Below are 22,540 nucleotides of genomic sequence, written 5' to 3'. Positions count from 1 at the left end.
CGCCGGGACTGCTACGGCGCCTTGCTAGGCAAGCTTCCCTTGCCGCTGTCATGCGGCGACGTTGCGGGCGGCGGAGCCAGGGAAAGCAGCGCCTTTGCCATGGCGGCAGGGAGATGGTAGTCCACACCGAGCTTGTCGCGCCGCAGCACGAGTTCGGGCTGGGTGGAGATGACCTCGAATCGATAGAGCGTGCCGTTGTCCAGCGTAATGGCGACAGGCTGTGCGGGCTTGCCGCCGGCGGGTGCCTTGGGGGTGGCGGTGATGCGGTAGGCCGAGGCGAGCGTCCAGTTCCGCAGCAGCTGCGTCACCTGGTCGGACCTGAGCTTGGGCGGGTGCGGGGTGACGGTCCAGCTGCTCGGAGAGAGGGCCCGGATGCTCAGGCCCGGCAGCGCGAGATCGCGGATGCGCGCGTGCGGGGGCAGCAGATCGAGGCTGATCCAGCGCCGCGCGGCGGACTCCGGCAGATCGGCGAGTGCGTCCTGTATCAGATAAAGCTGTTGGCCGGCCAGCACGTAACGCAGCCGGTTCAAGGCATTGAGCGTGCCGAGTGCCAGGGTGTGGGTATCGCCGTAGTCGATGGTGACGCGTGGGGGAGAAAGGCCGTATTGCGCGAGGTCCAGGCCCTTGGCCGCATAGTGCCGCTGGCTGCGGGTCTCGGGCAGCGCGAGCAGGGATTGCATCAGCATGCGGTTGGCGCGAGCCTGCAGCGGCGCGACGATCCGCCAGACGCCGGCTTCGAGGGCGAATTCCAGTTTCGGCCTGTCCCCGCGCGTGAGCGTGATATGCCGGATATCCGCAGCGTGCAGGCCGGGCATGAGGATATGACCGGCTGGCGCTTTGGGGCGGCTCACCCGCCATACCGTGACCGCCAGCAGCACGACCACGACCAGCATGCCGAGGTTGAGCAGTCCTCGACGTTGGCGACCTGTGCCGGCCATCAGCGCGCGGCGCGCCGCCGGCGCATCCAAACCAGTGTGCCGGAGACCAGCAGGCCGATGGGGAAGAGAATCAGGAAGCCGGCGGCGATGGCATAGCCTTCGCCGCGGCTGAGCACCAGCCGGGTGTCGGGTGCGGAGGGCAGGTGTATTTGCACGAGACTGTCGTCGTGGCTCAGCCAATTGAGCGTGGCCGTCGCCAGGTTGAGGTTGGCGCCGCGTCCGATGAAGGCGTTGCTGACGAAGGCGCTGGTGCCGAACACGGCGATGCGCTGCTGATGCCCATCCGTGCGTTTGCGGCTGAAGGCCTCGCCGAGCACCAGCGGGCCGAGGGTGTCTCCGCGCGCGGCGTCGAATTTGACGTCGCCCTGAAGCGGCCCCGTCTCGCTCCAGCTCTTGGGCAGCGAACGCAACAGCGGCTCTGCCTGCCAGTCCTTGCCGCCGGCGGGCTGGGCGATGGCGGCGGTGAAGGGCATGAGGGTCTGGACCTGCAGGTGCTCGGTGATCGGCGACTGACCGTAGTCGAGCACCGGCACCACGGCCGGATTCTGGATGCCGATCATGGCGCGTAGTTCGGGGTTGGCATCGACCACCGTGCCGGGTACGAAGCGCAGGTCGAGCGTCCTTGCGAGTGCTGCCAGACCATGCAGGGAGCCCGGGTCGTGCAGCCAGAGCAGGTCACCGCCCTTTTCGACATATTGCGTGATGGCGGTGGCCTCGCCAGGCGTGAAATCGGTTTCGGGGCCGGCGACCACCAGGACGGCGGTGTTTTCCGGGATGTGAGGTGTACGCAGGAGGTTGATCGGCTGCACGTGCAGCCCGGTCTGCGCGAGGCTGGTTGCGAGTCGGCTGAGGCCGCGACTGCTGTCATCCAGCGGGCTGCGCTCCTTCTGACCCTCGATGAACACCACCCAGCGGTTGCCGCTGCGCGCGAGCTGCATCAATGCGTTGGCGATGCTCTGTTGCCCCAGGCTGTCGATCACCCGGCTGCGCCCGTCGATCTCGATTACCAGCTGACCGGTGTGGCGGACGCCGTACTGCTGGGCGCGCTTGGGCGCAAGATCGGGGTTCACGAAGCTCAGGGTGACGTCATGTCCGGCGCGGCGGTACTGCGCCAGTTGCCGGCGGATGCGCGCATGCAATGCGGCGTCGTCGCTGACGAAGGCTATGAAGTGGATGGGCTTGCGGATGCCGGCGATCAGCTTGCGGGTCACCGGTGCCAGGCTGTTGCGGTGAGTGTAGGTCCAGTCCTGATCGAAGTCGTAGCGGTGACTCAGCCAGGCCAGCAGGCCGACGGCGACCAGGAACAGGGCGACGAAGATCAGCGAATTGAGCCTGAGGTGCCAGCGGGTAGTGCGGGATATCTGCATGCGATACCTCAGCGGGGCAGCCGCAGGCCGTCGAGCTGGCGGACGGTGAGCACAAGGAAGGTGAGGATGAACAATAGGTAATAGGCCAGATCGCTGCTCCTGAATTCGCCTCGTAGGAACGACAGGAAATGGCTGAACTGCGAGAGATAGATAAACAGTTGGCTCGCCGTGTTCTGCGAAGTGCCCGAGATGTACAGGACGACCAGGAACAGCAGCAGGCCGAAGGTGCCGACCGCGGCCAGCGTCGGTTGGCCGGTCAGGCTGGAGATGTAGAGGCCTGCGGCGGTGAAGGAGGCAAGCAGCAGCGCGAGCCCGAGCAAGGCCGCCGCCAGATGTCCCCAGTCGAGGTGCGTGCCGAGCGACAGCGACAGTGGCATCAGCGAGACCATCAGGATCATCAGCAACATGAAGGCGAGCAGTCCGAGGTATTTGCCGAGCACGATTTCGGTGACCGAGACGGGAGACGATGTCAGCAGGGGCAGGGTGCGGCCCTGGAACTCCTCGCTGAGGCTGCGCATGGTGAGCAGCGGCGAAACCGCGAGCATGATGATCCCCGACCACATGATCAATGGCGAAACCACCAGCTCGGTGACCCCGGGCGCGCCGGAAACGCCGGTCAGCCGGGGCTCGACCACGTCGACGAAGTTCTGCAGCATGGTCAGGAAGATCAGGGCGAGAATGAACTGGACGATGGCGAGAATGACCCAGGCCAGCGGCGAATAGAACATGCGGCGGAATTCGAGGCGGGCGATGGTGAAGATCATGCCGTCAGCTCCTCGATGTCATCGTGTTCGTGATAGATCGTGTTCAGGAATGCCTGTTCCAGGCTGGCGCGTTCTGGGGTCAGCTCGCACAGCCCCCAGCCTTGTGACACGGCCCGCTCGGCGATGCGTCCGGCCGGGCTGCGATCGGGCGCGTGCTCGATGCGATAGCGCCCGTCCGCGAGCGCCTGAACCGCGAGAATGCCTTCTATCTCGGCCAGCGCGCGCGCGTCTGGCGGACTCGCGAAGCCGACCTTGAGGGCGGTGCTGGGACGTCGATCGGCCAGATGCTGCAGGGTGTCGGTGAAGACCGTATGGCCGCGGTTGATGATCATGACGCGGTGACAGGTGGCCTGCACCTCGGCAAGGATGTGCGTCGACAGGATCACGCCGTGCTCATGGCACAATTCGCGGATAAGGTCGCGTATCTCGCGGATTTGCAGCGGGTCCAGACCGACCGTGGGTTCGTCGAGGATGATCACGGCCGGCTGGTGGACGATGGCCTGCGCGATGCCGACACGCTGCTGGAACCCCTTGGAGAGCACGCCGATCAGCGCGCGCCCCGCATCCTCCAGGCCCGTACGCGATTTGGCCAGGTCGACGGCCTCGTTCACGGCCTTGCGCGGTATGCTGTGCAGACGTGCGGCGTAGTGCAGAAATTCGTCGACCGTGAGATCGCGGTACAGCGGCGGGTGTTCCGGCAGGTAGCCGAGATGGCGCTTGGCGCCGCGCGGATCATCGAGTAGGTCGATGCCGTTGATGCGGATGTGTCCGGCACTGGGCGCGAGGTTGCCGCTGATCATGGACAACGTGGTCGACTTGCCTGCGCCATTGGGGCCGAGGAGGCCCAGAACCTCGCCGGGGCGTAACTCCAGGGAAATGCCTTGCACCGCGCAGTGACTACCATAATAGCGGGCAAGCCCGCGTGCCTCGATCAGGGGCGTGTCGGTCATGGAGCGGCTGTGGTCCGGCGATTGTTGGAATGCATGGCCATGGGACATCCTTGTGGTTGACGCTGAGCCTTTGTCCAGCAAGGCAGGGTGATGGTTCCCCGAGATCGTCGTTGCTGCGATCTCGGGTCGATTCATGAGTCTTATGATAAACGCCGCCGGGCCGTTCGGCAGTGCCTGCTGGCCGTTCGGGGTGAATCCATGGACGCTGATTGGCGCCTTGGATATAGTGAGCACACCGGTTCAATGGGGATTGAATATATGAGCTTTTCATTATCCATGCTCTATGGATATCTGCAGCTTCCCTGGTGGGGCTACGTTCTGGTCGCGCTCGCATTGACCCACGTCACCATCGTGACGGTCACGCTGTTCCTGCACCGCTGTCAGGCGCATCGCGCACTCGACATGCACCCGCTTGTGCAGCACTTCTTCCGCTTCTGGCTGTGGCTGACCACCGGAATGGTCACCAAGGAATGGGTGGCGATCCACCGCAAGCACCACGCCAAGTGCGAGACCCCGGAGGATCCGCACAGCCCGCACGTCTACGGTATCGGCAAAGTCATGCTCGAAGGCGCCGAGCTGTACCGGGCCGAATCCCTGCGTCCGGAGACCATGGAGGCCTACGGGCACGGCACGCCGGACGACTGGCTGGAGCGCCATCTCTATTCGCGCCACAACTTCATGGGCGTCACGCTGATGGCGTTCATCGATGCCGCGCTGTTCGGCGTCTACGGTATCGTCATCTGGGCGGTGCAGATGCTGTGGATCCCCTTCTGGGCTGCCGGCGTGATCAACGGCCTGGGGCATTACCGGGGCTACCGCAACTATGAAACCACCGATGGCTCCACCAACGTCTCGCCGATCGGCATCATCGTCGGCGGCGAGGAGATGCATAACAATCACCACGCCTTCCCGAGTTCGGCCAAGTTCTCGATGCGCCGCTGGGAATTCGATATCGGCTGGATGTATATCCGTCTGCTGCAGGCGTTCGGGCTGGCGCTGGTCAAGAAGGTGGCGCCTCGCCCGGTGATCGTGGCCGACAAGGACAAGTTGGACGCGGAGACCGCGCGGGCCGTGGTGGTGGGGCGACTGCACCTGATGGCCAATTACGCGCGTCAGGTGATGCTGCCCGTGCTGCGCGAGGAATTGCACAAGGCCGACGATTCGTGTCGGCGTCTGCTCAAGCGAGGTCGCCGGGCGCTGGTGCGTGAGGAGTCGCGCATGGACGAGCGTACGCGGGCGCGTCTGGCCGATGCGCTGGAAAGCTGCGAGTCGCTGAATACGGTGTACCAGTTCCGTCTGCGGCTGCAGGCCTTATGGAGCCGGACCCAGGCCACCGACAAGCTGCTCGGCTCGTTGCAGGAGTGGTGTACGCAGGCCGAGGCCAGCGGCATCCGCGCGCTGCAGGACTTCGCGCGCGAGCTGCGCGGCTACTCGCTGGGCAAGACGGTGGTCTCCGGGCGCGTCTGAGTCCGCGCAAAGTCCAGGCCCGCCGCCCCTCAAGGGCTGGCGGGCCTTTGATACGCTCATCCCAAACAAAAAGGCCCCGGCGTTGCCGCCGGAGCCTTTTTTCACGCCCGCGGCCCTGGCCGCGACGATGATGTTCTACTTGATCTTGCCTTCCTTGTAGGAGACATGCTTACGCACGACGGGATCGTATTTCATGATCTCCATCTTTTCGGGCATGTTCCGCTTGTTCTTGGTCGTGGTGTAGAAGTGACCCGTCCCGGCGGAGGAGATCAATCGAATCTTTTCGCGAGCACCCTTGGCCATCGTTTCGCTCCTTAGACCTTTTCACCGCGGCTGCGGATTTCCGAAAGAACGGCTTCGATGCCCTTCTTGTCGATGATGCGCATGCCGTGCGAGGAGACACGCAGGTTCACCCAGCGCTTCTCGCCTTCGACCCAGAAACGGTGGGTATGCAGGTTGGGCAGAAAGCGGCGGCGGGTCTTGTTGTGGGCGTGGGAAACGTTATTCCCGGTAATGGGGCGTTTGCCCGTCACCTGACAAACTCTGGACATGCGCGTAACTCCGAATGCGTCTTGCTCGTGCAGAAAGGCAGCGGATGTTAGCCGATCGAGGGGGGCAAGGCAAGTCCGTTCGCGCGTTGCCGGCGTGTCCGGCGGCGCCCGATACGGGGACGGTCCACCCGGTGCGGGATTTGGTGCATGATGCCTGGGCGCGCGCACGGCGCGATATTCCAGGACAGTACTGAGGAGCGAGGCGTGGATATCGTATTCATTCGCGGTTTGAGGATCGAAACTCACATCGGCGTTTATGACTGGGAACAGCGTATCCTTCAGGCGCTGCACGTCGACATCGAGCTGGCCGCCGATGCCGCCCGCGCCGCATCCGCGGACGACATCGCCCTGACGGTGGATTATGCGCGGGTTGCCGGCCGGCTGAGGGCGCTTGGCGACGCGCAGTCCTGGAAGCTGGTGGAAACCTTTGCCGAAAGGGCGGCGGAAACGATCCTCGCCGAATTCGGCACGCCCTGGGTGCGGCTGTCGGTGACCAAGGCCGTGCGCTTGCCGCAGCGCACGGAGGTCGGGGTCGTCGTCGAGCGTGGAGTGCGCGCGGCGTGAGCGCTTCCCGCCTGCGCTTTCTCGGTACCGGCGATTCCGAGGCGATCGATTTCTGGAACACCAATCTGCTGCTGGAGGCCGGCGAGCGGCGCCTGCTGATCGATTGCGGCTATACCATCAAATACGCGCTGCGAGACGCGGGACTCGCCATTCCCGACATCGAAGCCATCCTGATCACGCACACGCATGCCGACCACGTCTACGGACTGGAACGCTTCGGCGTCGAGACGCGTTATCGCTACGGGACGCGGGTGCGACTGTATGCCGAGCCGGACGTGCTGCCTGCCTTGTGGCACGAAACGCTCAAGGGCGGAATGGGCCATAGCAGCGACGGCAAGAACCGTCTGGAGGATTTCTTCGAGGTGGTGCCCATCGCGGAACACGCCATCGAGTTCGCCGGTCATCGCCTGCGCACCTTCCCCACGATACACACGGGCGGCATGGCGACCTACGGCGTGGAGATCGACGACCGCGTGATCTTCACCGCGGACAGCAAGCCGCTGCCCTGGATCGCGCAGGACCGCAGCGCGCGCGCGATCCTGCACGACTGCAGCCTGCAGGCGGACAACCCGGTGCACGCCACGCTGGACGAGTTGATTGCGGCCTATCCGCCCGAGGTGCGCAGCCGGGTGCTGGCAATCCACTACGGCGACGACCTGGAGGCGCACCGCGCCACCATCGAACGCGAACTCGGCGGCGTGGCCGAACAGGGTGGGAGCCTGGCGCTGTGAGCGAGGGCGCGTCGGGCTACGTGATCGGCATCGGCAGCAATATCGAGCCGGAGCGCAATGTGCCGCGCATCATCGATGCGCTGCTGCGTCGCTTCGGTGCATTGCGCATGAGCCGGATATTGCGCACCCGTCCGGTGGATATGGCTTCGGAGCGAGATTTTCTCAATCTGGCGATTTATGCGGAAACGGCCTTGACGGCGAGCGAGCTCAAGGATGTCTGCAACGGCATCGAGTGCGCGCTCGGGCGCGACCGATGCGATCCCGAGCGCGCACGCAAGGATCGGGTTGCCGATCTCGACATCCTGTTCGCGCTGGTGCCGGGCGTTTCGGCGCCGTCGTTGACGGCGGTCGACGGCGTGTACTTCCGGCCGGTCGTTGCCGACCTGTACGGCTTGCTGGGGCTTTCGCCGGTCGCCATGGAATCGCCAGGCGTGCCCGTATGTCTGGACGGCGCCTCAGCGGGTGAGGTGCCGGCCGCCATCCACCTGGATCGCGGTACCGGTCAGGTAGTCGTTGTCGAGCAGCGCCCTTAGCGCGCGATAGACCGCTTCGGGGCCACCCTCGCGTCCCAGTGGGGTTTCCGCGAGCACGCGTTGCCGCATCGCCTCGGTATGGCTGTCCTTGAACAGGATCGGACCGGGTTGCAGGGTGTTGACCTTGACCTGCGGGGCGTAGCGCATGGCGAAGGACCGGCTCAGATTTTCGAGCCCGGCCTTGGTTGCGCAGTAGATGTCGAAGGCGGGATTGGGGCTGACGGCGAAGATGTCGGTGATGTGTACGATATCGGTAGGCGTGACGGCTGCGGCCGCGCGCAGCAGGTCGATCAATCCGTTGTTGATCAGGTAAGGCGTGCGCATATGGATCGAGAAGAAATGCTCGAACATTGCGTCGGCGGCGTCCATATCCGTCGGCGTGGGCGTGAAGGCGGATGCGTTGTGCACGATCGCGCGCAGCGAGACCGCCTGCCCGCGGACGGCCGCGACCAGCGCATGCGCGCCTTCAGCCCGGTCGAAGGCGGCCTGAATCGGTATCGCCCCGCGCGCGACCAGCGCCTCGATGGCCTCGCTGGGACGGTGGTAATGCGCGATCACCGGATGGCCGTCGTCGAGCAGGCGCTGGGCGATGTGCAGGCCGACGCGCCGACCTGCGCCGGTGACGAGTATGGGAGGCTTGTCGTGGGTGCTCACGGTGCGGAATCGATCGCGTGTGTAGAATGACGAAGGTACAGACTCTACCTTATCCACGACAACTAGGGGTCGTCCGAGACGGCGCGGCCCGGGGTTTCGCGATGCATCAGTCCCTGACCGAGCGGTTGCCGACTCCGCCGCCCGAGGCCGCGGCGCTCAGCAAGGCGCTGCTTGAGCGGATTGCGGACGAAGTGGCCGCCGGCGGCGGCTGGCTGGGTTTCGACCGTTACATGGAGCTTGCGCTGTACGCGCCGGGTGCGGGTTATTACAGCGCGGGTTCGGCCAATTTCGGTGCCGCCGGCGATTTCGTCACGTCGCCGGAGTTGGGAGCGCTGTTCGCGCGCACCCTGGCACATCAGGTGGCGGACGTGCTGGCGACGCTGGGAGGCGGCGAGGTACTCGAATTCGGCGCCGGCAGTGGCGCGCTGGCCGCCGTATTGCTTGCCGAACTGGATCGACTCGACTGTCTGCCGGTGCGTTACGCGATCCTGGAACTCAGCGCCGAACTGCGTGAGCGCCAGCACGCGGCCATCGCCGCCCGCGTGCCGCGGGCGCTATCGCGCCTGGATTGGCTGACGCAGTGGCCGGAGACGCCGATGCGTGGGGTCGTGCTCGCCAACGAAGTGCTCGACGCCATGCCGGTGCGCGTCTTCGGCTTGGCCGGCGGACAGGTCTGGGAGCACGGCGTCGGGCTGTCCGAGCCGGGGTTGGGATGGACTCGCCGCCCGTCGGATCCGGATTTCGAGGCGGCCGTGCGCCATCGTCTGCCCGGTGCGGTCGAGGACTACCCGGAAGGTTATCGCGGCGAGTTGAACGAGCGCCTGCTGCCCTGGTTCATGGGGCTCGCGGACACCCTGGCGCAAGGCGTGGCCCTGCTGGTCGATTACGGCGGCGTGAGTGCCGAGGTCTATCGACCACAACGGACGGCAGGCACGTTGCGAGCCTATTACCGGCATCGCCTGTTGGACGCACCATTCTGGTGGCCGGGATTGTGCGACCTGACGGCCGATGTGGATTTCACTGCCGCAGCGGAGGCCGCCGAGGCCGCCGGCCTGCACGTTGCTGGATTCGCGCCGCAGGCGCAGATGTTGCTGCACGGCGGTCTGGAGGCCGTGTTCGCCGAGGCCTTCGCCGCCGCGCCGGACGAACCGGCGCGGTTGCGGCTGGCGCAGGAAGTCAAGCGCCTGACGTTGCCGGACGAGATGGGCGAGCGTTTCTGGGGATTGGCGCTGTCGAGGGATTACGAGGGGCGTTTGCCCGGCTTCGAAAGTCGCGACTTCCGCTATCGGCTGGGCGCCGGCCGATAGCACCGTCATCGTGGGCGAGTGACCGGTCTCGCCTAGGGGGGGATATGCCGTTGACCCATTTGCTGGCTCTGGCCGTGTTGCAGGGCCTGACCGAATTCCTGCCGATTTCGAGTTCGGCCCATCTGATCCTGTTGCCTCGCCTGCTGGACTGGTCCGACCAGGGGCTGGCCTTCGACGTGGCCGTGCATCTCGGCACGCTCGGCGCCGTGGTGGTTTATTTCCGGGCAGAGCTGTGGCGCATGGCGCGCGACTGGCTCGGTTCGCTCGCGGGACGCGGTTTGACCGCGGAGGCGCGGCTGGCCTGGGCGGTGCTGTGGGGCACGATTCCTGTGGGGCTGGCGGGGCTGCTGCTCAAGGGCTGGATCGAGCAGGCGCTGCGTACGCCGACGGTGATCGCCCTTGCGACCCTGGGCTTCGGTGTGCTGCTGGGGCTCGCGGACTGGGCAGGGCGGCGCCGGCGCGATGAGTATTCGCTGGGTTGGCGCGGAGTGCTGGCGATCGGCGTGGCGCAGGCGCTGGCGCTGATTCCAGGTACCTCGCGCTCCGGTGCGACCATGACCGCGGGACTCGCCCTCGGACTCACGCGGGAGGCGGCGGCGCGGTTTTCGTTTCTGCTGTCGATCCCGGTGATCGTGCTTGCCGGCGGCCTGGAGTTGCGCGACCTGGCGACCGCCGGGCCTGCGGTGGACTGGTCGACGCTCTGGATAGGCGCCTTGATCTCCGGTGCAAGCGCATTCGCCTGCATCCACTTGTTCCTGCGCCTGATCGCACGGCTTTCGATGTGGCCCTTCGTCGTATACCGTTTGGTGCTTGGGGGCGCGCTGTTGGCTATTTATGCCCCCTGAGCGGGGTGGCCGGGCGAGATGCGCCACACGCGATTGCGCCCCGAGCGCTTGGCCTGATAGAGCGCATCGTCCGCGCAGAGCATGAGTTTCTCGGGGTCGCTCAGGTCTTGGGGCCAGCAGGCCATGCCGATGCTCAGGGTCGGCGCGCCGCCGTCGAGCGTGTCGCCCCAGGCGTGGGTGGCGATCTCGTGGCACAAGCGGGTGGCGATCGACCACGCGGCCGCCGGTTCGGTGGCGGGCAGCAGGCACAGGAACTCCTCGCCGCCCCAGCGCGCCAGTCGATCGCCCGGCCGCATCAGATGCTTCAGCCTCAGGGCGACGGTCTGCAGCACATGATCGCCGACCGCATGGCCGTGCCGGTCGTTGACCGACTTGAAGTGGTCGAGGTCGCAGATCAACAGGGCGTAGGGCTTGCCCGTACGTGTGGCCTGGTCGTGCGAATGTGGCAGGATGTCGTGCATGGCGCGGCGGTTGGTCAGACCGGTCAACGCATCGTGTTCCGCCTGATGGCGCAGGCGGGCAAGCAGCTCCTGCTCGCCGCTGACGTCGCGTATCACCAGGACGCCGCCATCCTCGCCCGGCGCAGGCGCCAGAGGGGCGAGCCGCAGCTCCAGCCAGCGTGATCCGACGGCCAGCTGAATTGGTTGCGGTAGCCGATAGGGCTGCCCCGCGCTCAGGGCCGTCAGCAGACCTCGGAGGCCATTCGCGCCATTGAGAGGTTCATCGATGGCGAGCATGTCGCCGACGCACTGGCCGGCCTCCCAGCCGGTCATCTCGCGGGCTGCCGGATTGAGATAACGGATGCGACCATCCGTCGAGAGCGAGGCGACGCCTTCGCAAAGTGCCGCGAGTATGGATTCGTGGCGCTGGCGTTCGGCATCGATGCGCGCCTCCATTTCGACCCGCTCGGTGATGTCGCGGATGGTGCCCACGCTGACCCTGCCTTCATCCTCGTCGCCTTCGGCCATGCGCACGTCGACCTCGACATGGATCACGCGGCCGTCCTTGCGCACCATGCGCTTGACGTGGCGGGAGGCGGAGGTCTTGCCGATCTCAAGGGACTGCTTGACCTTGAGGTTCATGGGGCGGTCTTCAGGGTGGACGATGTCGAGCAGGTGGGTGCCGAGCGATTCCACGACGGTGTAGCCGGTCATGTGCGCCCAGGCCGGACTCAGGTAACACCAGTAGCCGTTGCGGTGGGTGCGGAACACCACGTCGCGCAGGTGGGTGGTGATGTCCGCAAGCCGGGGTTCTTCATCCTGCATCCGTTCGTCGCCTCGGGTTGGAAACGGGTGGGCCGGATGAGAATAGAACAATTTGCCCGCAATGTTGTATGTCGGGTGGGGTTAATCGATGGCGGGGCGCGGCAGGGCGGCTATGGCATCGGCCCTTGCGCCGTGCAGGTGTTCGGCCAGCTGCGGGCCTTTGTGGCCCTGCGCGACGAGCGGCTGCACCGGGACGGCGCGTGCGGCGGCGAGGGCGGCGCGCAGAAAATCGGCCTGCGGGTAGGGCCGCGACTCGAAACCGGGCCGGCCGCGCGCGTCGGCCTCGCAGGCAAGCAGGAACTGCTCGAAGCGCTCGGGCCGGCGAAAGGCATCGCTGCCTTCGAGCAGCTTGAGTACGGTGTCCGGTCGCAGTGCCAGCGCACGGTGGGCGTTGCCGTGTTCGCGGGCGACGAGACGGGCCAGGTCGCGGAATTCGTTGGGCGCCCTGAAGCGTGCGCAGACGTCCAGCACGAGCCTTTCGCCGCGTTGCTCGTGGCCGTGGTGTTTAGGCCATTGCGCTGGCGGCGTGGTGCCCTTGCCGAGGTCGTGCAACAGTGCCGCGAAGCGCACGGTCGGTTCCGGCGACAGCCTTGCGGCCTGCTGCAGTACCAGCAGGGTATGTAGGCCGGTGTCGATTTCCGGATGCCACTGGGGCGGTTGCGGCACGCCCCAAAGACGGTCCAGCTCGGGCATCAGTCGGGCCAGCGCGCCGCAGTCGCGCAGGGTTTCGAAAAAGGCCTCCGGCGCGGGCGCCGCGAGCGCGCGCGCCAGTTCCTGCCAGACCCGTTCCGGCACCAGGGCGTCGACCTCGCCGGCCGCGACCATCTCGCGCATCAGCGCCAGTGTCGCCTCGGCGATGACGAAGCCTTGCGGCGCCAGGCGTGCGGCGAAGCGCGCCACGCGCAGGATGCGCACCGGATCCTCGACGAATGCCGGCGAGACATGGCGCAGCAGACGCTTTTCCAGATCCTGTCGCCCGCCGTAGGGGTCGATCAGGCGGCCGTCGTCGGCCTCGGCCATGGCGTTGATGGTCAGATCGCGACGTTGCAGATCCTCTTCCAGGGTGACGTCCGGCGAGGCGTGCACGGCGAATCCGTAGTAGCCGGCGGCGGTCTTGCGTTCGGTTCGCGCCAGGGCGTATTCCTCGCCGGTCCGCGGATGCAGGAATACGGGGAAGTCCTTGCCGACCTGCTTGAAGCCCAGGCGGCGCATTTCTTCGGCGGTACTGCCGACGACTACCCAGTCGCGTTCGCGCACCGGCAGCCCCAGCAGCCGGTCGCGCACGGCGCCACCCACCAGGAAGGTTGCGGACGGGGTCGTGGGTGTCGCCATCGTTTCGTTCAATACTGGCCGAGGTCGCGCAGGCGGTCGTATTGCCGCTGCAGATCCTGGTCGCCGAGATACCGCGGCGCGATGCTTTCCAGCGAGGTGGGGCAGTGAGGCGCGCCCGGCGCGCATACGCTGTCGATAGTCAGCGAACGATAGTTGTCCATCGTGAAGGGTTTGCCAGGCACGCGTTCCAGCATGCGCGCCTGAAGCCTGGCGGCCCAGTCCGGTAGCCCTACGATGCGCCGACGAAGTCCTTTCAGCCGGGCGACGTAGGCGACCAGTTCGCGCAAGGTATAGATCCTGGGTCCGCACAGATCGATGCGGGCACCGTGAGTGGCCATGTCGTCCAGGGCGTGGTCGAAGGCCTGTGCGACGTCACCGACGTAGACGGGCTGGAAACGGGCTTCCGGGCAGGCGAGCGGAAAGACAAGGGGAATGTCTTCCAGTAATTTGGAGAAACGGCCGAGGAAGTCGCCGCCAGGGCCGAAGATCACGGACGGGCGCAGGCTGGTGACCGCGAGTGCCGGACCGCTGAGGGTGTGCACCAGGCTTTCGGCTTCGGCCTTGGTGCGCAGGTAGTGGCTGGTGTCGGGGGTGTTTTGCGCGTGCAGCGCGCTCATGTGCAGGAGGCGCTGCACGCCGGTACGCTGGCAGGCGTCGAGCACCTTCTTGGCCAGCTCGACATGCGCCTGCGTGAAGCCGCGGCCGTCGCGGCCCCGCTCGTTGAGGATGCCGACGAGGTTGATGACCGCCTCGCTGCCCTCGATGGTTTTCGCAAGCTGCGCCGGGTCGTGGACGTCGGCTTCGATCAGTCGTACGCCATCGAGCAGGCGCAGGTCACGGTGTCGCTGCGGGTGACGGGTGGGCATGCGTAGTTGCAGTCCGCGAGCGCTGAGGCGCGCGGCCAGGTGGCGACCGACGAAGCCGGTGCCGCCGAGGATGCTGACGCAGGTCAACTTCATGGAATGAGTCCGTTGCTGGTGAGGAGTCGCTCGTGCAGGGTAGGGTCACTGCTTTATAGCGGATGCGCTTGCGATCACGATCCGGATGCTTGGAAAAATGATACCGGTATCGACGCGACGCTGCCAAAAAACCATGCGGTGATCCGCGTGACGCAAGGGGGATGCATGTCGGGAGCAGAGGCGTGACGCGCCGGTGGCGGAGAGGGATCCGGTACGCATGCCTGTTGTCGCTCGCGGCGTTCGTCGGCGCGTCGACGGATGCTTCAGCTTCCGCTGCACCCGAGTCGGCCTCACTGATCGGCGCCATCCGCTTCGAGGGGAACCGCGTGACGCGCGGTGTGGTGTTGCGGCAGCAGTTGCTGATACGTGTCGGCGAGCCGCTGTCGCAGCCCGCGGTCGAGGCGTCGCGTCAAGCCATCATGAATCTCGGGTTGTTCGTGCGCGTCGAGGATAGGATCGAGCCGATGCCGGATCGGCGGGTGGCCGTGATCTTCGCGGTGAAGGAAAAAACCTATGTCTGGGCGCTGCCTCGCCTGGGGCGCAACAACGACGGGGACATCAGTTACGGGGGGCAGCTCGAGTTCGACAATCTGTTCGGTCTGGATCAGCGTCTGAAGCTGATCGCCGAGCAGAAGCGCATCGCCGGCGGCGGCACCTCCGATCAGCAGAGCATCGAGTATTCCTCAGCGCGCATTCCGAATACCGCTTATGGTTTCAGCGCCAGGGTCGGCGCCACCGAACAGCGGGAACGCTTGTATGCGCCCGATGGCACCTCGGGAACCTACCGCAACGAGGTGCTGAGTCTGAGCGCCGGGCTGACCCGCTGGTTGGACCGCAATGGTCCCAACAGTGGCTGGAGCGGTGGTGTCGGGATGGATGTGAGTCTGGTTCGCTACCGCTATCTTGCGGGTGCGCCCGGTCTAGCCGCTTCCGGCCGCGACGCGGGGATGAACGTGCATGTCGATTACACTCGCGTGGCGCTGGGGCGATACGGTTATCGGCGCGGCGTGGAGTACGGCCTCAGCCTGGGCGGAGGCGGGCGCTTTATCGGCAGCGATTACGATCAGCTTGCGCTGGGCGGATATTACCGCCGCTACCGCCAGCCGGGCGGCGGATCGTCCAACCTGAACTACCAGCTGCGCTTTGGGTTCAGCAGCCGCTCGCGTCTGCTGGGTCCGGCCTACACGCTGGGCGGTGCCGATACCCTGCGGGGTTATGCGCGCGATTCGCTCGAAGGCAACGCCTATGTGTTGGCCAACGTCGAGTACCTTCATCCGCTGTTCGGGCGTCCGTTGTTGCGTGGCGTGCTGTTCACGGATCTGGGCAATGCCTGGTATCGAGGCACGGCCAAACCTTGGCGCCTCGATCAGGCCCTGGGGGTCGGCCTGCGATGGCATATCGACTGGCTGGTCAACGTTGATCTGCGAGTGGATGCCGCCTATGCGCCTGGGCAGCGGCGTTCGCAGATTTATGTCGGCTCGCGTTCGATGTTTTAGGGGCGTGACTCGGGTGGTCAGCCGCCGGTCATCGACATGAAACGCACCACTTTGGTCGGTTGCTCGCGGAACTCGTGTTTTTCGGGTTTGAGATCGATGCCCCGACGCAGGGCCTGTTCGAGGCCAGTATCGTCGATGCCGGCGCGCAGCAGCGGCCGCAGTTCGAGTTTGTCTTCCTGGCCGAGGCACAGATACAGCGTGCCCTCGACGGACAGTCGGACGCGATTGCAGGTTTCGCAGAAATGCTGCGAAATTGGGGTGATGAAGCCGATGCGCAGATTCGTGCCGGCGACCTGGACGTAGCGTGCGGGGCCGCCGCCCGGCATCATGCCGGGGATCAGCTCGAAACGTCGGGCGAGGCGTGCCTTGACGGTCTGCAGGTCGAGGTACTGGCCGCTCGCCTCGCGTCCGGTCTCGCCCATCGGCATGGTTTCGATGAAGCGCAAGGTGAAATCGTGCGCGATGCAGAACCGCACCATATCCTCGATTTCATCTTCGTTTACGCCGCGCATGGCCACCATGTTGATCTTGATCGGTCCGAAGCCGGCCGCCTTGGCGGCCATGAGGCCGTCGATCACCTTTTCGAGTTTGCCGCCGGTGATGGCCTTGAAGCGCTCGGGTTTCAGCGTGTCGAGGCTCACGTTGATACGCGAAACGCCGGCCTCGCGCAGGGCCTGGGCGTGCTTCGTCAGGCGCGTCGCATTGGTGGAGAGCGACAGATCTTCGATCCCAGGCAGGCGAGACAGGCGGCCGGCGAGATCGGGCAAATGCTTGCGTACGAGCGGTTCGCCGCCGGTCAGTCGCACGCGGCGGACACCAAGCCGGCCGAATGCGGCGATCACGCGTTCGATTTCGTCGAAGCTGAGCCATTCCTCCGGCTCGCTGAAGTCCTTGAACCCTCTGGGCATGCAGTAGTGACAGCGCAGGTCGCACTGGTCCGTCACCGAGAGACGGACGTACTCGATAGGGCGCTGGAAGCGGTCGATCAGGGTCGTCATGGGCGCAGTATACGCCCGGCTGCGAGGTGCGAACACTCGATACATCTGGGGGTTATCAGCGGTACGATGCTTACAATAAGTAAATTTTGTGCCACATAAATTTTATGGATTAGAAAATAAAAAAGACTAGTTTGTGTCTGCCCGCAACGCCCTTCAGACTGCACGGTCTACATTGTCAGACACAGTAGCCAGAGGTTCTGCATGAGCGCGATCCCCGAATTCGAAAACCACGCCAAACAGGAAGTCAAATACACCACCTGTTACATGTGTGCCTGCCGCTGTGGAATCAAGGTCACCGTGGAGGACAACCAGGTCCGTTTCATCCAGGGTAACCGCAACCACCCGATCAACAAGGGCGTGCTCTGCGCCAAGGGCAACGCGGGCATCATGAAGCAGAATTCGCCGGCCAAGCTGCGTTCGGCGCTGCTGCGCAAGCAGGGTGCGGAACGCGGCAGCGGCGAGTTCGAAGAGATTCCGATGGCCCGCGCGCTCGATATCCTGACCGAGCGCCTCAAGAAAATCCGCGAGACCGACCCCAAGAAGCTGGCCTATTTCACCGGCCGCGACCAGATGCAGGCGCTGACCGGCCTCTGGGCAACCCAGTTCGGCACCATCAATTGGGCCGCTCACGGCGGCTTCTGCTCCGTGAACATGGCTGCCGGTGGCCTCTACACCATGGGGCACGCCTTCTGGGAGTTCGGCGATCCCGACTGGGACCGCACCAAGTACTTCATGATGTGGGGCGTGGCCGAGGATCATGCCTCGAACCCGATCAAGATCGGTATCGAGAAGCTCAAGCGCCGAGGCGCCAAGTTCGTCGGCGTGAATCCTGTGCGCACCGGCTACCAGGCCGTCGCCGACGAATGGATTCCGATCCGCCCGGGCACCGACGCGATGTTCGCCCTGTCCATGGCGCACGTGCTGCTCAAGCACGAGCAGTTCGACTGGGAGTTCATGATCCGCTACACCAACAGCCCCTGGCTGGTGGTCAGCACTCCCGGCGAGCAGGGCGACGGGTTGTTCGTGCGCGACGCCGACGGCAAGCCGCTGGCCTGGGACATGGCCAGCGAGTCCTTCGTCGACGCGACGCGCGCCGACATCCAGCCGGCCCTGTTCTGGGAAGGCCAGGGTCCCGACGGTCGCCCGGTCAAGAGCGCGATGATGCTGCTGGCCGAGAAGTACCTCGACGAGCAGTACGCCCCGGAAAACGCGGAAAAGGTCACCGGCGTGCCCGCCGAGACCATCGAGCGACTGGCGCTTGAGATGGCCCACGTCGCCTTCAAGGAAACCATCGAGGTCGACGTCGAGTGGACCGACTGGGCCGGACGCAAGCACGACAAGTTCGTCGGCCGGCCGGTGTCGATGCACGCGATGCGCGGCATCTCGGCGCACTCCAACGGCTTCCAGGCCTGCCGTGCGATCCATCTCGTGCAGGCGCTGCTGGGGTCGATCGACTGCCCCGGCGGTCACGTCGCCAAGCCGCCGTATCCCAAGCACGTGCCGCCGTCGATCAAGCCGGCCAAGGAGATGGCGCCGAATACGCCGCTCAAGAGCCCGCCGCTGGGCTTCCCCAAGGCCCCGGAGGATCTGGTCATCGATGCCGACGGCAATCCGCTGCGCATCGACAAGGCCTTCTCCTGGGACGCGCCGATCTCCAATCACGGCCTGATGCACATGGTCATCACCAACGCGGTGAAGGGCGATCCCTACCCGATCGACACGCTGATGTTCTTCATGGCGAACATGTCGTGGAACTCGACCATGAACACCAAGGACGTGCAGGACATGCTGCGCGCCAAGGACGACAACGGCGAGTACAAGATCCCCTTCCTGGTGGTGAGCGACGCCTACCACTCGGAGATGGTGAATTTTGCCGATCTGGTGATCCCGGACACCACCTATCTCGAGCGCTACGACACCATCTCAATGCTCGACCGCCCGATCTCCGAGGCGGATCTGGCCGCGGACTCCATCCGTCAGCCGGTGATCGAGCCCAAGCGCGACGTGATGGCCTGGCAGGAGGTGCAGGTGGAACTGGCCTCGCGTCTCAAGTTCCCGGCCTTCACCAATGCCGACGGCTCGCGCAAGTTCAAGGACTACAAGGACTTCATCGTCAACTACGAGAAGGAACCCGGCATCGGCTTCCTCTCGGGGTGGCGTCTGGACGAGAACGGCAACGAGGTGCATCTGCGCGGCAAGCCCAATCCCAAGCAGTGGGACCGCTACATCGAGAACCAGTCGTTCTTCGCCTACCATCTGCCGGAAAACACGCGCTACTACCGCTTCGCCAACAAGGATTACCTTGAACTGGCCAAGCATGCCGGTTGGGTGGGCTCGACCGATCCCATCATCATCGAGCTGTACTCCGAGACGCTGCAGAAATTCCGTCTCGCCGGCCAGGGGCTGTACGACGGCCCGCAGCCGACCCGGCCGGAGCACAAGGAGCGCCTGGTCAAGTACTTCTCGCCGCTGCCGGAACACTACAAGCCGTTGGAGCAGTGCCGTATCGACGAGGACGAATATCCGTTCCACGCGGTCAATCAGCGTCCCATGTTCATGTACCACTCATGGGATTCGCAGAACGCATGGCTGCGTCAGATCGTGGCCCAGAACTACCTGTTCATGAGTCGCCAGCAGGCGACCGAGATGGGTATCGAGGATCTGTCCTGGGTCTGGGTCGAATCCCATAACGGCAAGATTCGCGTCCAGGTCAAGCTCATGGAGGGCGTCGAGCGCAACACGGTATGGACCTGGAACGCGATCGGCAAGCAGTCCGGTGCCTGGGGCCTCAAGCCCGATGCCAACGAGGCCACCAAGGGCTTCCTGATGAACCACCTGATCCGCGAGCTGTTGCCGAGCAAGGGGGATGCGGTCGACAACATCACCAATTCCGACCCGGTCACCGGTCAGGCGGCGTGGTACGACCTGAGGGTGAAGATCACACCGGCCGCGCCGGGCGAGGTGGGCAGCTGGCCGACCTTCGACACCATCAAGCGGCTGCCCAACGTGGCGGAATCGCCCGATGTCCTGCGCTACCACACGCACGCACCCGTGCGCATGCAGCGCGATCTCGGCGATGTCCTGACCCGCGGCCAGAAATAACGGAATATAAGGAGCGTTGATCATGCGACTCGGTCTCGTCATCGATCTGGACACCTGCGTCGGCTGCCATGCTTGCGCGGTGGCCTGCAAGCAGTGGAACACCTCGGGCACCACCGGCCCGCTGACCGACTACCGGCCCTACGGCGCCGATCCGAGCGGCGTGTGGTTCAACCGCATCCGCCATTACGAGGTGGGCGACTATCCCAACAGCAAGACCATCAACTTCCCGATGTCCTGCATGCACTGCGAGGACGCCGACTGCGTCACCGTCTGCCCCACCGGCGCGTCGTACAAGCGCAAGGAGGACGGCGTGGTCCTGGTCGACCAGACCAAGTGCATGGGCTGCAACTACTGCTCCTGGGCCTGCCCCTACGGCGCTCGCGAGCTGGACCGCGAATCGGGCACGATGAAGAAATGCACGCTGTGCATCGATCGCATCTACGACGAGACTCTCGCCGAGATCGATCGTCAGCCGGCCTGCGTCATCACCTGCCCGGCGCACGCGCGTTTCTTCGGCGATTTCGACGATCCGGATTCGGAGGTCAGCCGCCTGGTGCGCGAGCGCGACGGCATGCAGCTGATGCCCGAGCTCGGCTACAACCCGACCAACCGCTATCTGCCGCCGCGTATCAACACGCCGATCCCGACCGAGGACGTGCGCCGCGACAGCCTCGTCGGCAAGGTCAAGGAATGGGTCAACAAGGCGGTGGCGCGTTGAGACGCGCCGGTCCCTGCACGCAAGCTTGAGGTAAGTCACCATGCATCCGGCATTGTCTGTCATCTTTTTCACCGTCGTCTCCGGCGCGGGTTTCGGGCTGTATTCGCTCACCGCGATCCTGCAGCTGTTCCGACTCGGCCCGGCGATGGACCGTTCCGAGCTGCTCAGCGCCCTGATCACCGCCTTCGTGCTGATCGTGGCCGGTCTGATCTCGTCCACGGGACATCTGGCCAATCCGAAGAACGCCTGGCGTTCCTTCATGCGCGTGAAGACCTCCTGGCTGTCGCGCGAGGCTGTGCTGGCGGTAATCTTCTTCCCGTTCGCGCTGCTGTATCTGCTGGGCGTGTACCTTTATGGCGCGCACGTGCCCGTGTTTTTCGGGCTGATGGGCGTGATCGCCATCGTGCTGGGCTTCATGACCGTGTTCGCCACCGGCATGATCTACGCCTGTCTCAAGACCATGCGCCAGTGGAACACGCCGCTGGTCCCGGCCAACTACCTGCTGATGGGGCTGACCCTGGGGGCGCTGTTCCATCTGGCGATCGAGGCGTACTACGGCGCCAATCTGCAGTTCATCATCGGCGTGGCGGGTACCGCGCTGGTGATGACCGGCGTCATGAAGGGCATTTACTACTTCTGGATCGCCAAGACCAGTGGTCCGAGCATCAACACCGCAACCACCTTCACACGGGCCACCGTGCGGTTGCTCGACGTGGGCCACACGGCGGGTACCTTCCTGACCGAGGAGTTCGGTTATCGGGTGGAACCGGGCCGTCTCAAGCTGCTCAAGACGGCCGTGTTCGCGTTGGGCTTCATTCTGCCGCTGATCCTGATCGTGGTTGCCGGCGCGGCCGATGGCGGAGCCTTCGCGCTGACCGTGTTCGCGGTGCTGTCATCGCTAGCGGGCAAGGGCGTCGAGCGCTGGCTGTTCTTCGCCGAGGCCCGTCATGTTGTGAACCTCTACCATGGCGCGCAGCACACCTAGCGCAGTCCGCTCGGGCCCACCTGCACCGCGAAACGCCCGCCTGAATGCGGGCGTTTCGCGTTGTGGGCCTGCGTAACCGCATGAATGTGGCACGGGCTGGCATTCGGGTGCGCCGAGGGTGCGCGGCGGCCGCGTGTTCGAACTAGTGGTGGTGCCGCTGCCAGTACAGGATCTGCTGGACCAGCGAGCCTATGCCGATCAGCATTACCACGGTCATCACCAGTACGAAGGCGAGTCCGAGGTGGGCGAGATTGTGAATGTGCAGGCCGGTGGCGATGCTTGCGTCCGCCCAGTGCGGCGCGAGCAGGCCGAACAGGCCGCCGCCGACGAACACCACTCCCCCCCAGGTGAGCGTTCTGGATGCCGTGACCAGGGCGATCCGCCTGATTGCGTCGGCAGGCAGACCGATCCGCTGCGCAACCAGGCCGATGAGTGCGCCTGAGACCGCCTGCACGAGTGTGGTGCCGAGACCGAACAGGGCGCCGGGCAGCCAGCCGAGCGCGGGGCCGGGCATGGCCGGTGCGAGCACGGTATAGATGATCAGCGCGAAGGCGCCGACGCCCCAGCCGGCAATGAAACCGTGCACCAGGGGCATCCAGGGGCGCGGTGCCCGCAGGTCTGCGCCCAATGCCGTCGGGTCGCCGGCCCGCGGTCGCCAAAGATGGAGATCGCGTCCGCCTCTTATGTAGCGCCCGCCGAGCCACATGGCGGCGCCGACGACCAGATAGACGATGTAGTTCAGGTGCGCCGATGCATCGAACCAGCGGTCGAGCGCGAGATAGGCCAGCTCGCTGGCGAGGGCGCGCTGGGCGGTGAAGGCGAGCGAGAAACTCAGGCCGGCCACAAGGCCACGACGCGAGGAATAGCCTCCGATGGCATAGCTGTAGGTGATCGGCCAGGTGTGCTCGTCCGGGGTAATGCCGTGGACGATGCCGAGCATGAAGGCGGTCATCAGGGCGGGACCGACGTTCAATCCGGCCGAGGGTGCCCAGAGGTCGATCACATGCGACTCCG

General features: G+C 65.2%; 22 protein-coding genes. 10 read left to right on the top strand and 12 right to left on the bottom strand.

The features are described from left to right. Positions 1-11: 11 nt before the first annotated feature. From THPRO_RS10035 to THPRO_RS10020, 4 genes are read right to left on the bottom strand one after another with little or no spacing between them, the layout of a single operon-like run. Positions 12-938 carry a DUF4340 domain-containing protein gene (locus tag THPRO_RS10035; protein WP_145930792.1) on the bottom strand — a complete coding sequence of 309 codons (927 nt, stop codon included), beginning with the start codon at positions 936-938 and terminating at the stop codon, positions 12-14. Continuing rightward, entirely contained in the window at positions 938-2,305 is a 1,368-nt protein-coding gene (locus THPRO_RS10030; protein WP_038092466.1) for a GldG family protein, read from the bottom strand. The genes THPRO_RS10035 and THPRO_RS10030 overlap by 1 nt, the downstream gene beginning before the upstream one ends. 8 nt (positions 2,306-2,313) lie before the next feature. Continuing rightward, positions 2,314-3,069 (bottom strand): ABC transporter permease, encoded by a 756-nt coding sequence (locus THPRO_RS10025; RefSeq protein ID WP_038092465.1) that lies wholly within the window; start codon positions 3,067-3,069, stop codon positions 2,314-2,316. Next, entirely contained in the window at positions 3,066-4,019 is a 954-nt protein-coding gene (locus tag THPRO_RS10020) for an ABC transporter ATP-binding protein (RefSeq protein WP_038092464.1), read from the bottom strand. Before THPRO_RS10020 ends, THPRO_RS10025 begins: the two co-directional genes overlap by 4 nt. A 276-nt stretch (positions 4,020-4,295) precedes the next feature. Here THPRO_RS10020 and THPRO_RS10015 point away from each other — a divergent pair, with 276 nt between their 5' ends. Next, positions 4,296-5,486, top strand: coding sequence for a DesA family fatty acid desaturase (locus THPRO_RS10015; protein WP_065089574.1), 1,191 nt, complete (start codon positions 4,296-4,298; stop codon positions 5,484-5,486). Between the two features lie 135 nt (positions 5,487-5,621). Here THPRO_RS10015 and rpmG read toward each other — a convergent pair whose 3' ends face one another. Both rpmG and rpmB read right to left on the bottom strand, forming a co-directional pair. After that, complete coding sequence (gene rpmG / locus THPRO_RS10010) at positions 5,622-5,789, bottom strand: 50S ribosomal protein L33 (protein ID WP_038092463.1); 168 nt, start codon at positions 5,787-5,789, stop codon at positions 5,622-5,624. Positions 5,790-5,800: 11 nt separating this feature from the next. Further along, a complete protein-coding gene (gene rpmB, locus THPRO_RS10005) occupies positions 5,801-6,037 on the bottom strand; it encodes a 50S ribosomal protein L28 (protein WP_038092462.1) in 237 nt (78 codons plus the stop codon). Between the two features lie 204 nt (positions 6,038-6,241). Here rpmB and folB point away from each other — a divergent pair, with 204 nt between their 5' ends. Genes folB through folK form a run of 3 tightly spaced genes read left to right on the top strand, consistent with a single transcriptional unit; the run spans position 6,242 to position 7,865 of the window. Next, a complete protein-coding gene (gene folB, locus THPRO_RS10000) occupies positions 6,242-6,601 on the top strand; it encodes a dihydroneopterin aldolase (protein WP_038092460.1) in 360 nt (119 codons plus the stop codon). After that, positions 6,598-7,332, top strand: coding sequence for an MBL fold metallo-hydrolase (locus tag THPRO_RS09995; RefSeq protein ID WP_052064595.1), 735 nt, complete (start codon positions 6,598-6,600; stop codon positions 7,330-7,332). Before folB ends, THPRO_RS09995 begins: the two co-directional genes overlap by 4 nt. Next, positions 7,329-7,865, top strand: coding sequence for a 2-amino-4-hydroxy-6-hydroxymethyldihydropteridine diphosphokinase (folK, locus tag THPRO_RS09990; protein ID WP_052064594.1), 537 nt, complete (start codon positions 7,329-7,331; stop codon positions 7,863-7,865). The genes THPRO_RS09995 and folK overlap by 4 nt, the downstream gene beginning before the upstream one ends. Here folK and THPRO_RS09985 read toward each other — a convergent pair. Further along, the gene (locus tag THPRO_RS09985) at positions 7,788-8,519 is read right to left on the bottom strand and encodes an SDR family oxidoreductase (RefSeq protein ID WP_038092457.1); all 732 of its coding nucleotides are present in this window, start codon (positions 8,517-8,519) and stop codon (positions 7,788-7,790) included. The two genes, folK and THPRO_RS09985, sit on opposite strands and share 78 nt — an antisense overlap. A gap of 101 nt (positions 8,520-8,620) precedes the next feature. Here THPRO_RS09985 and THPRO_RS09980 point away from each other — a divergent pair, with 101 nt between their 5' ends. Then, the gene (locus THPRO_RS09980; protein ID WP_052064593.1) at positions 8,621-9,826 is read left to right on the top strand and encodes a class I SAM-dependent methyltransferase; all 1,206 of its coding nucleotides are present in this window, start codon (positions 8,621-8,623) and stop codon (positions 9,824-9,826) included. 44 nt (positions 9,827-9,870) lie between these two features. Next, the gene (locus THPRO_RS09975) at positions 9,871-10,671 is read left to right on the top strand and encodes an undecaprenyl-diphosphate phosphatase (protein ID WP_065089573.1); all 801 of its coding nucleotides are present in this window, start codon (positions 9,871-9,873) and stop codon (positions 10,669-10,671) included. On the opposite strand, the gene THPRO_RS09970 is transcribed toward THPRO_RS09975, so the two are convergent. From THPRO_RS09970 to THPRO_RS09960, 3 genes are all read right to left on the bottom strand, one after another. Continuing rightward, positions 10,659-11,936: a sensor domain-containing diguanylate cyclase gene (locus THPRO_RS09970; protein WP_065089572.1), complete on the bottom strand. Its 1,278-nt coding sequence runs from the start codon at positions 11,934-11,936 to the stop codon at positions 10,659-10,661. The genes THPRO_RS09975 and THPRO_RS09970 overlap by 13 nt on opposite strands. An 81-nt stretch (positions 11,937-12,017) precedes the next feature. Further along, a complete protein-coding gene (locus THPRO_RS09965; RefSeq protein WP_065089571.1) occupies positions 12,018-13,268 on the bottom strand; it encodes a multifunctional CCA addition/repair protein in 1,251 nt (416 codons plus the stop codon). An 8-nt stretch (positions 13,269-13,276) separates the two neighbouring features. Then, positions 13,277-14,227, bottom strand: a complete 951-nt coding sequence (locus THPRO_RS09960; RefSeq protein ID WP_065089570.1) for a complex I NDUFA9 subunit family protein — start codon at positions 14,225-14,227, stop codon at positions 13,277-13,279. 224 nt (positions 14,228-14,451) lie between these two features. On the opposite strand from THPRO_RS09960, the gene THPRO_RS09955 reads away from it, so the two are divergent. Further along, positions 14,452-15,723, top strand: a complete 1,272-nt coding sequence (locus tag THPRO_RS09955) for a POTRA domain-containing protein (protein ID WP_065089569.1) — start codon at positions 14,452-14,454, stop codon at positions 15,721-15,723. Between the two features lie 17 nt (positions 15,724-15,740). On the opposite strand, the gene moaA is transcribed toward THPRO_RS09955, so the two are convergent. Beyond that, a complete protein-coding gene (moaA, locus tag THPRO_RS09950) occupies positions 15,741-16,721 on the bottom strand; it encodes a GTP 3',8-cyclase MoaA (protein WP_038092452.1) in 981 nt (326 codons plus the stop codon). Between the two features lie 201 nt (positions 16,722-16,922). On the opposite strand from moaA, the gene THPRO_RS09945 reads away from it, so the two are divergent. Genes THPRO_RS09945 through THPRO_RS09935 form a run of 3 tightly spaced genes read left to right on the top strand, consistent with a single transcriptional unit; the run spans position 16,923 to position 21,526 of the window. After that, positions 16,923-19,823 carry a molybdopterin oxidoreductase family protein gene (locus THPRO_RS09945; protein ID WP_038092449.1) on the top strand — a complete coding sequence of 967 codons (2,901 nt, stop codon included), beginning with the start codon at positions 16,923-16,925 and terminating at the stop codon, positions 19,821-19,823. A gap of 22 nt (positions 19,824-19,845) precedes the next feature. Further along, entirely contained in the window at positions 19,846-20,541 is a 696-nt protein-coding gene (locus THPRO_RS09940; RefSeq protein WP_038092543.1) for a 4Fe-4S dicluster domain-containing protein, read from the top strand. 40 nt (positions 20,542-20,581) lie between these two features. Next, entirely contained in the window at positions 20,582-21,526 is a 945-nt protein-coding gene (locus THPRO_RS09935) for a dimethyl sulfoxide reductase anchor subunit family protein (protein ID WP_038092446.1), read from the top strand. Positions 21,527-21,668: 142 nt separating this feature from the next. On the opposite strand, the gene THPRO_RS09930 is transcribed toward THPRO_RS09935, so the two are convergent. Beyond that, the gene (locus tag THPRO_RS09930) at positions 21,669-22,529 is read right to left on the bottom strand and encodes a hypothetical protein (protein ID WP_038092444.1); all 861 of its coding nucleotides are present in this window, start codon (positions 22,527-22,529) and stop codon (positions 21,669-21,671) included. Between the last annotated feature and the right edge of the window lie 11 nt (positions 22,530-22,540).

Source organism: Acidihalobacter prosperus, from assembly GCF_000754095.2.
Classification (GTDB): Bacteria; Pseudomonadota; Gammaproteobacteria; order DSM-5130; family Acidihalobacteraceae; genus Acidihalobacter; species Acidihalobacter prosperus.
Note: the sequence above shows the minus strand (reverse complement) of the source record. Positions and strands in the feature narration are given on the sequence as shown.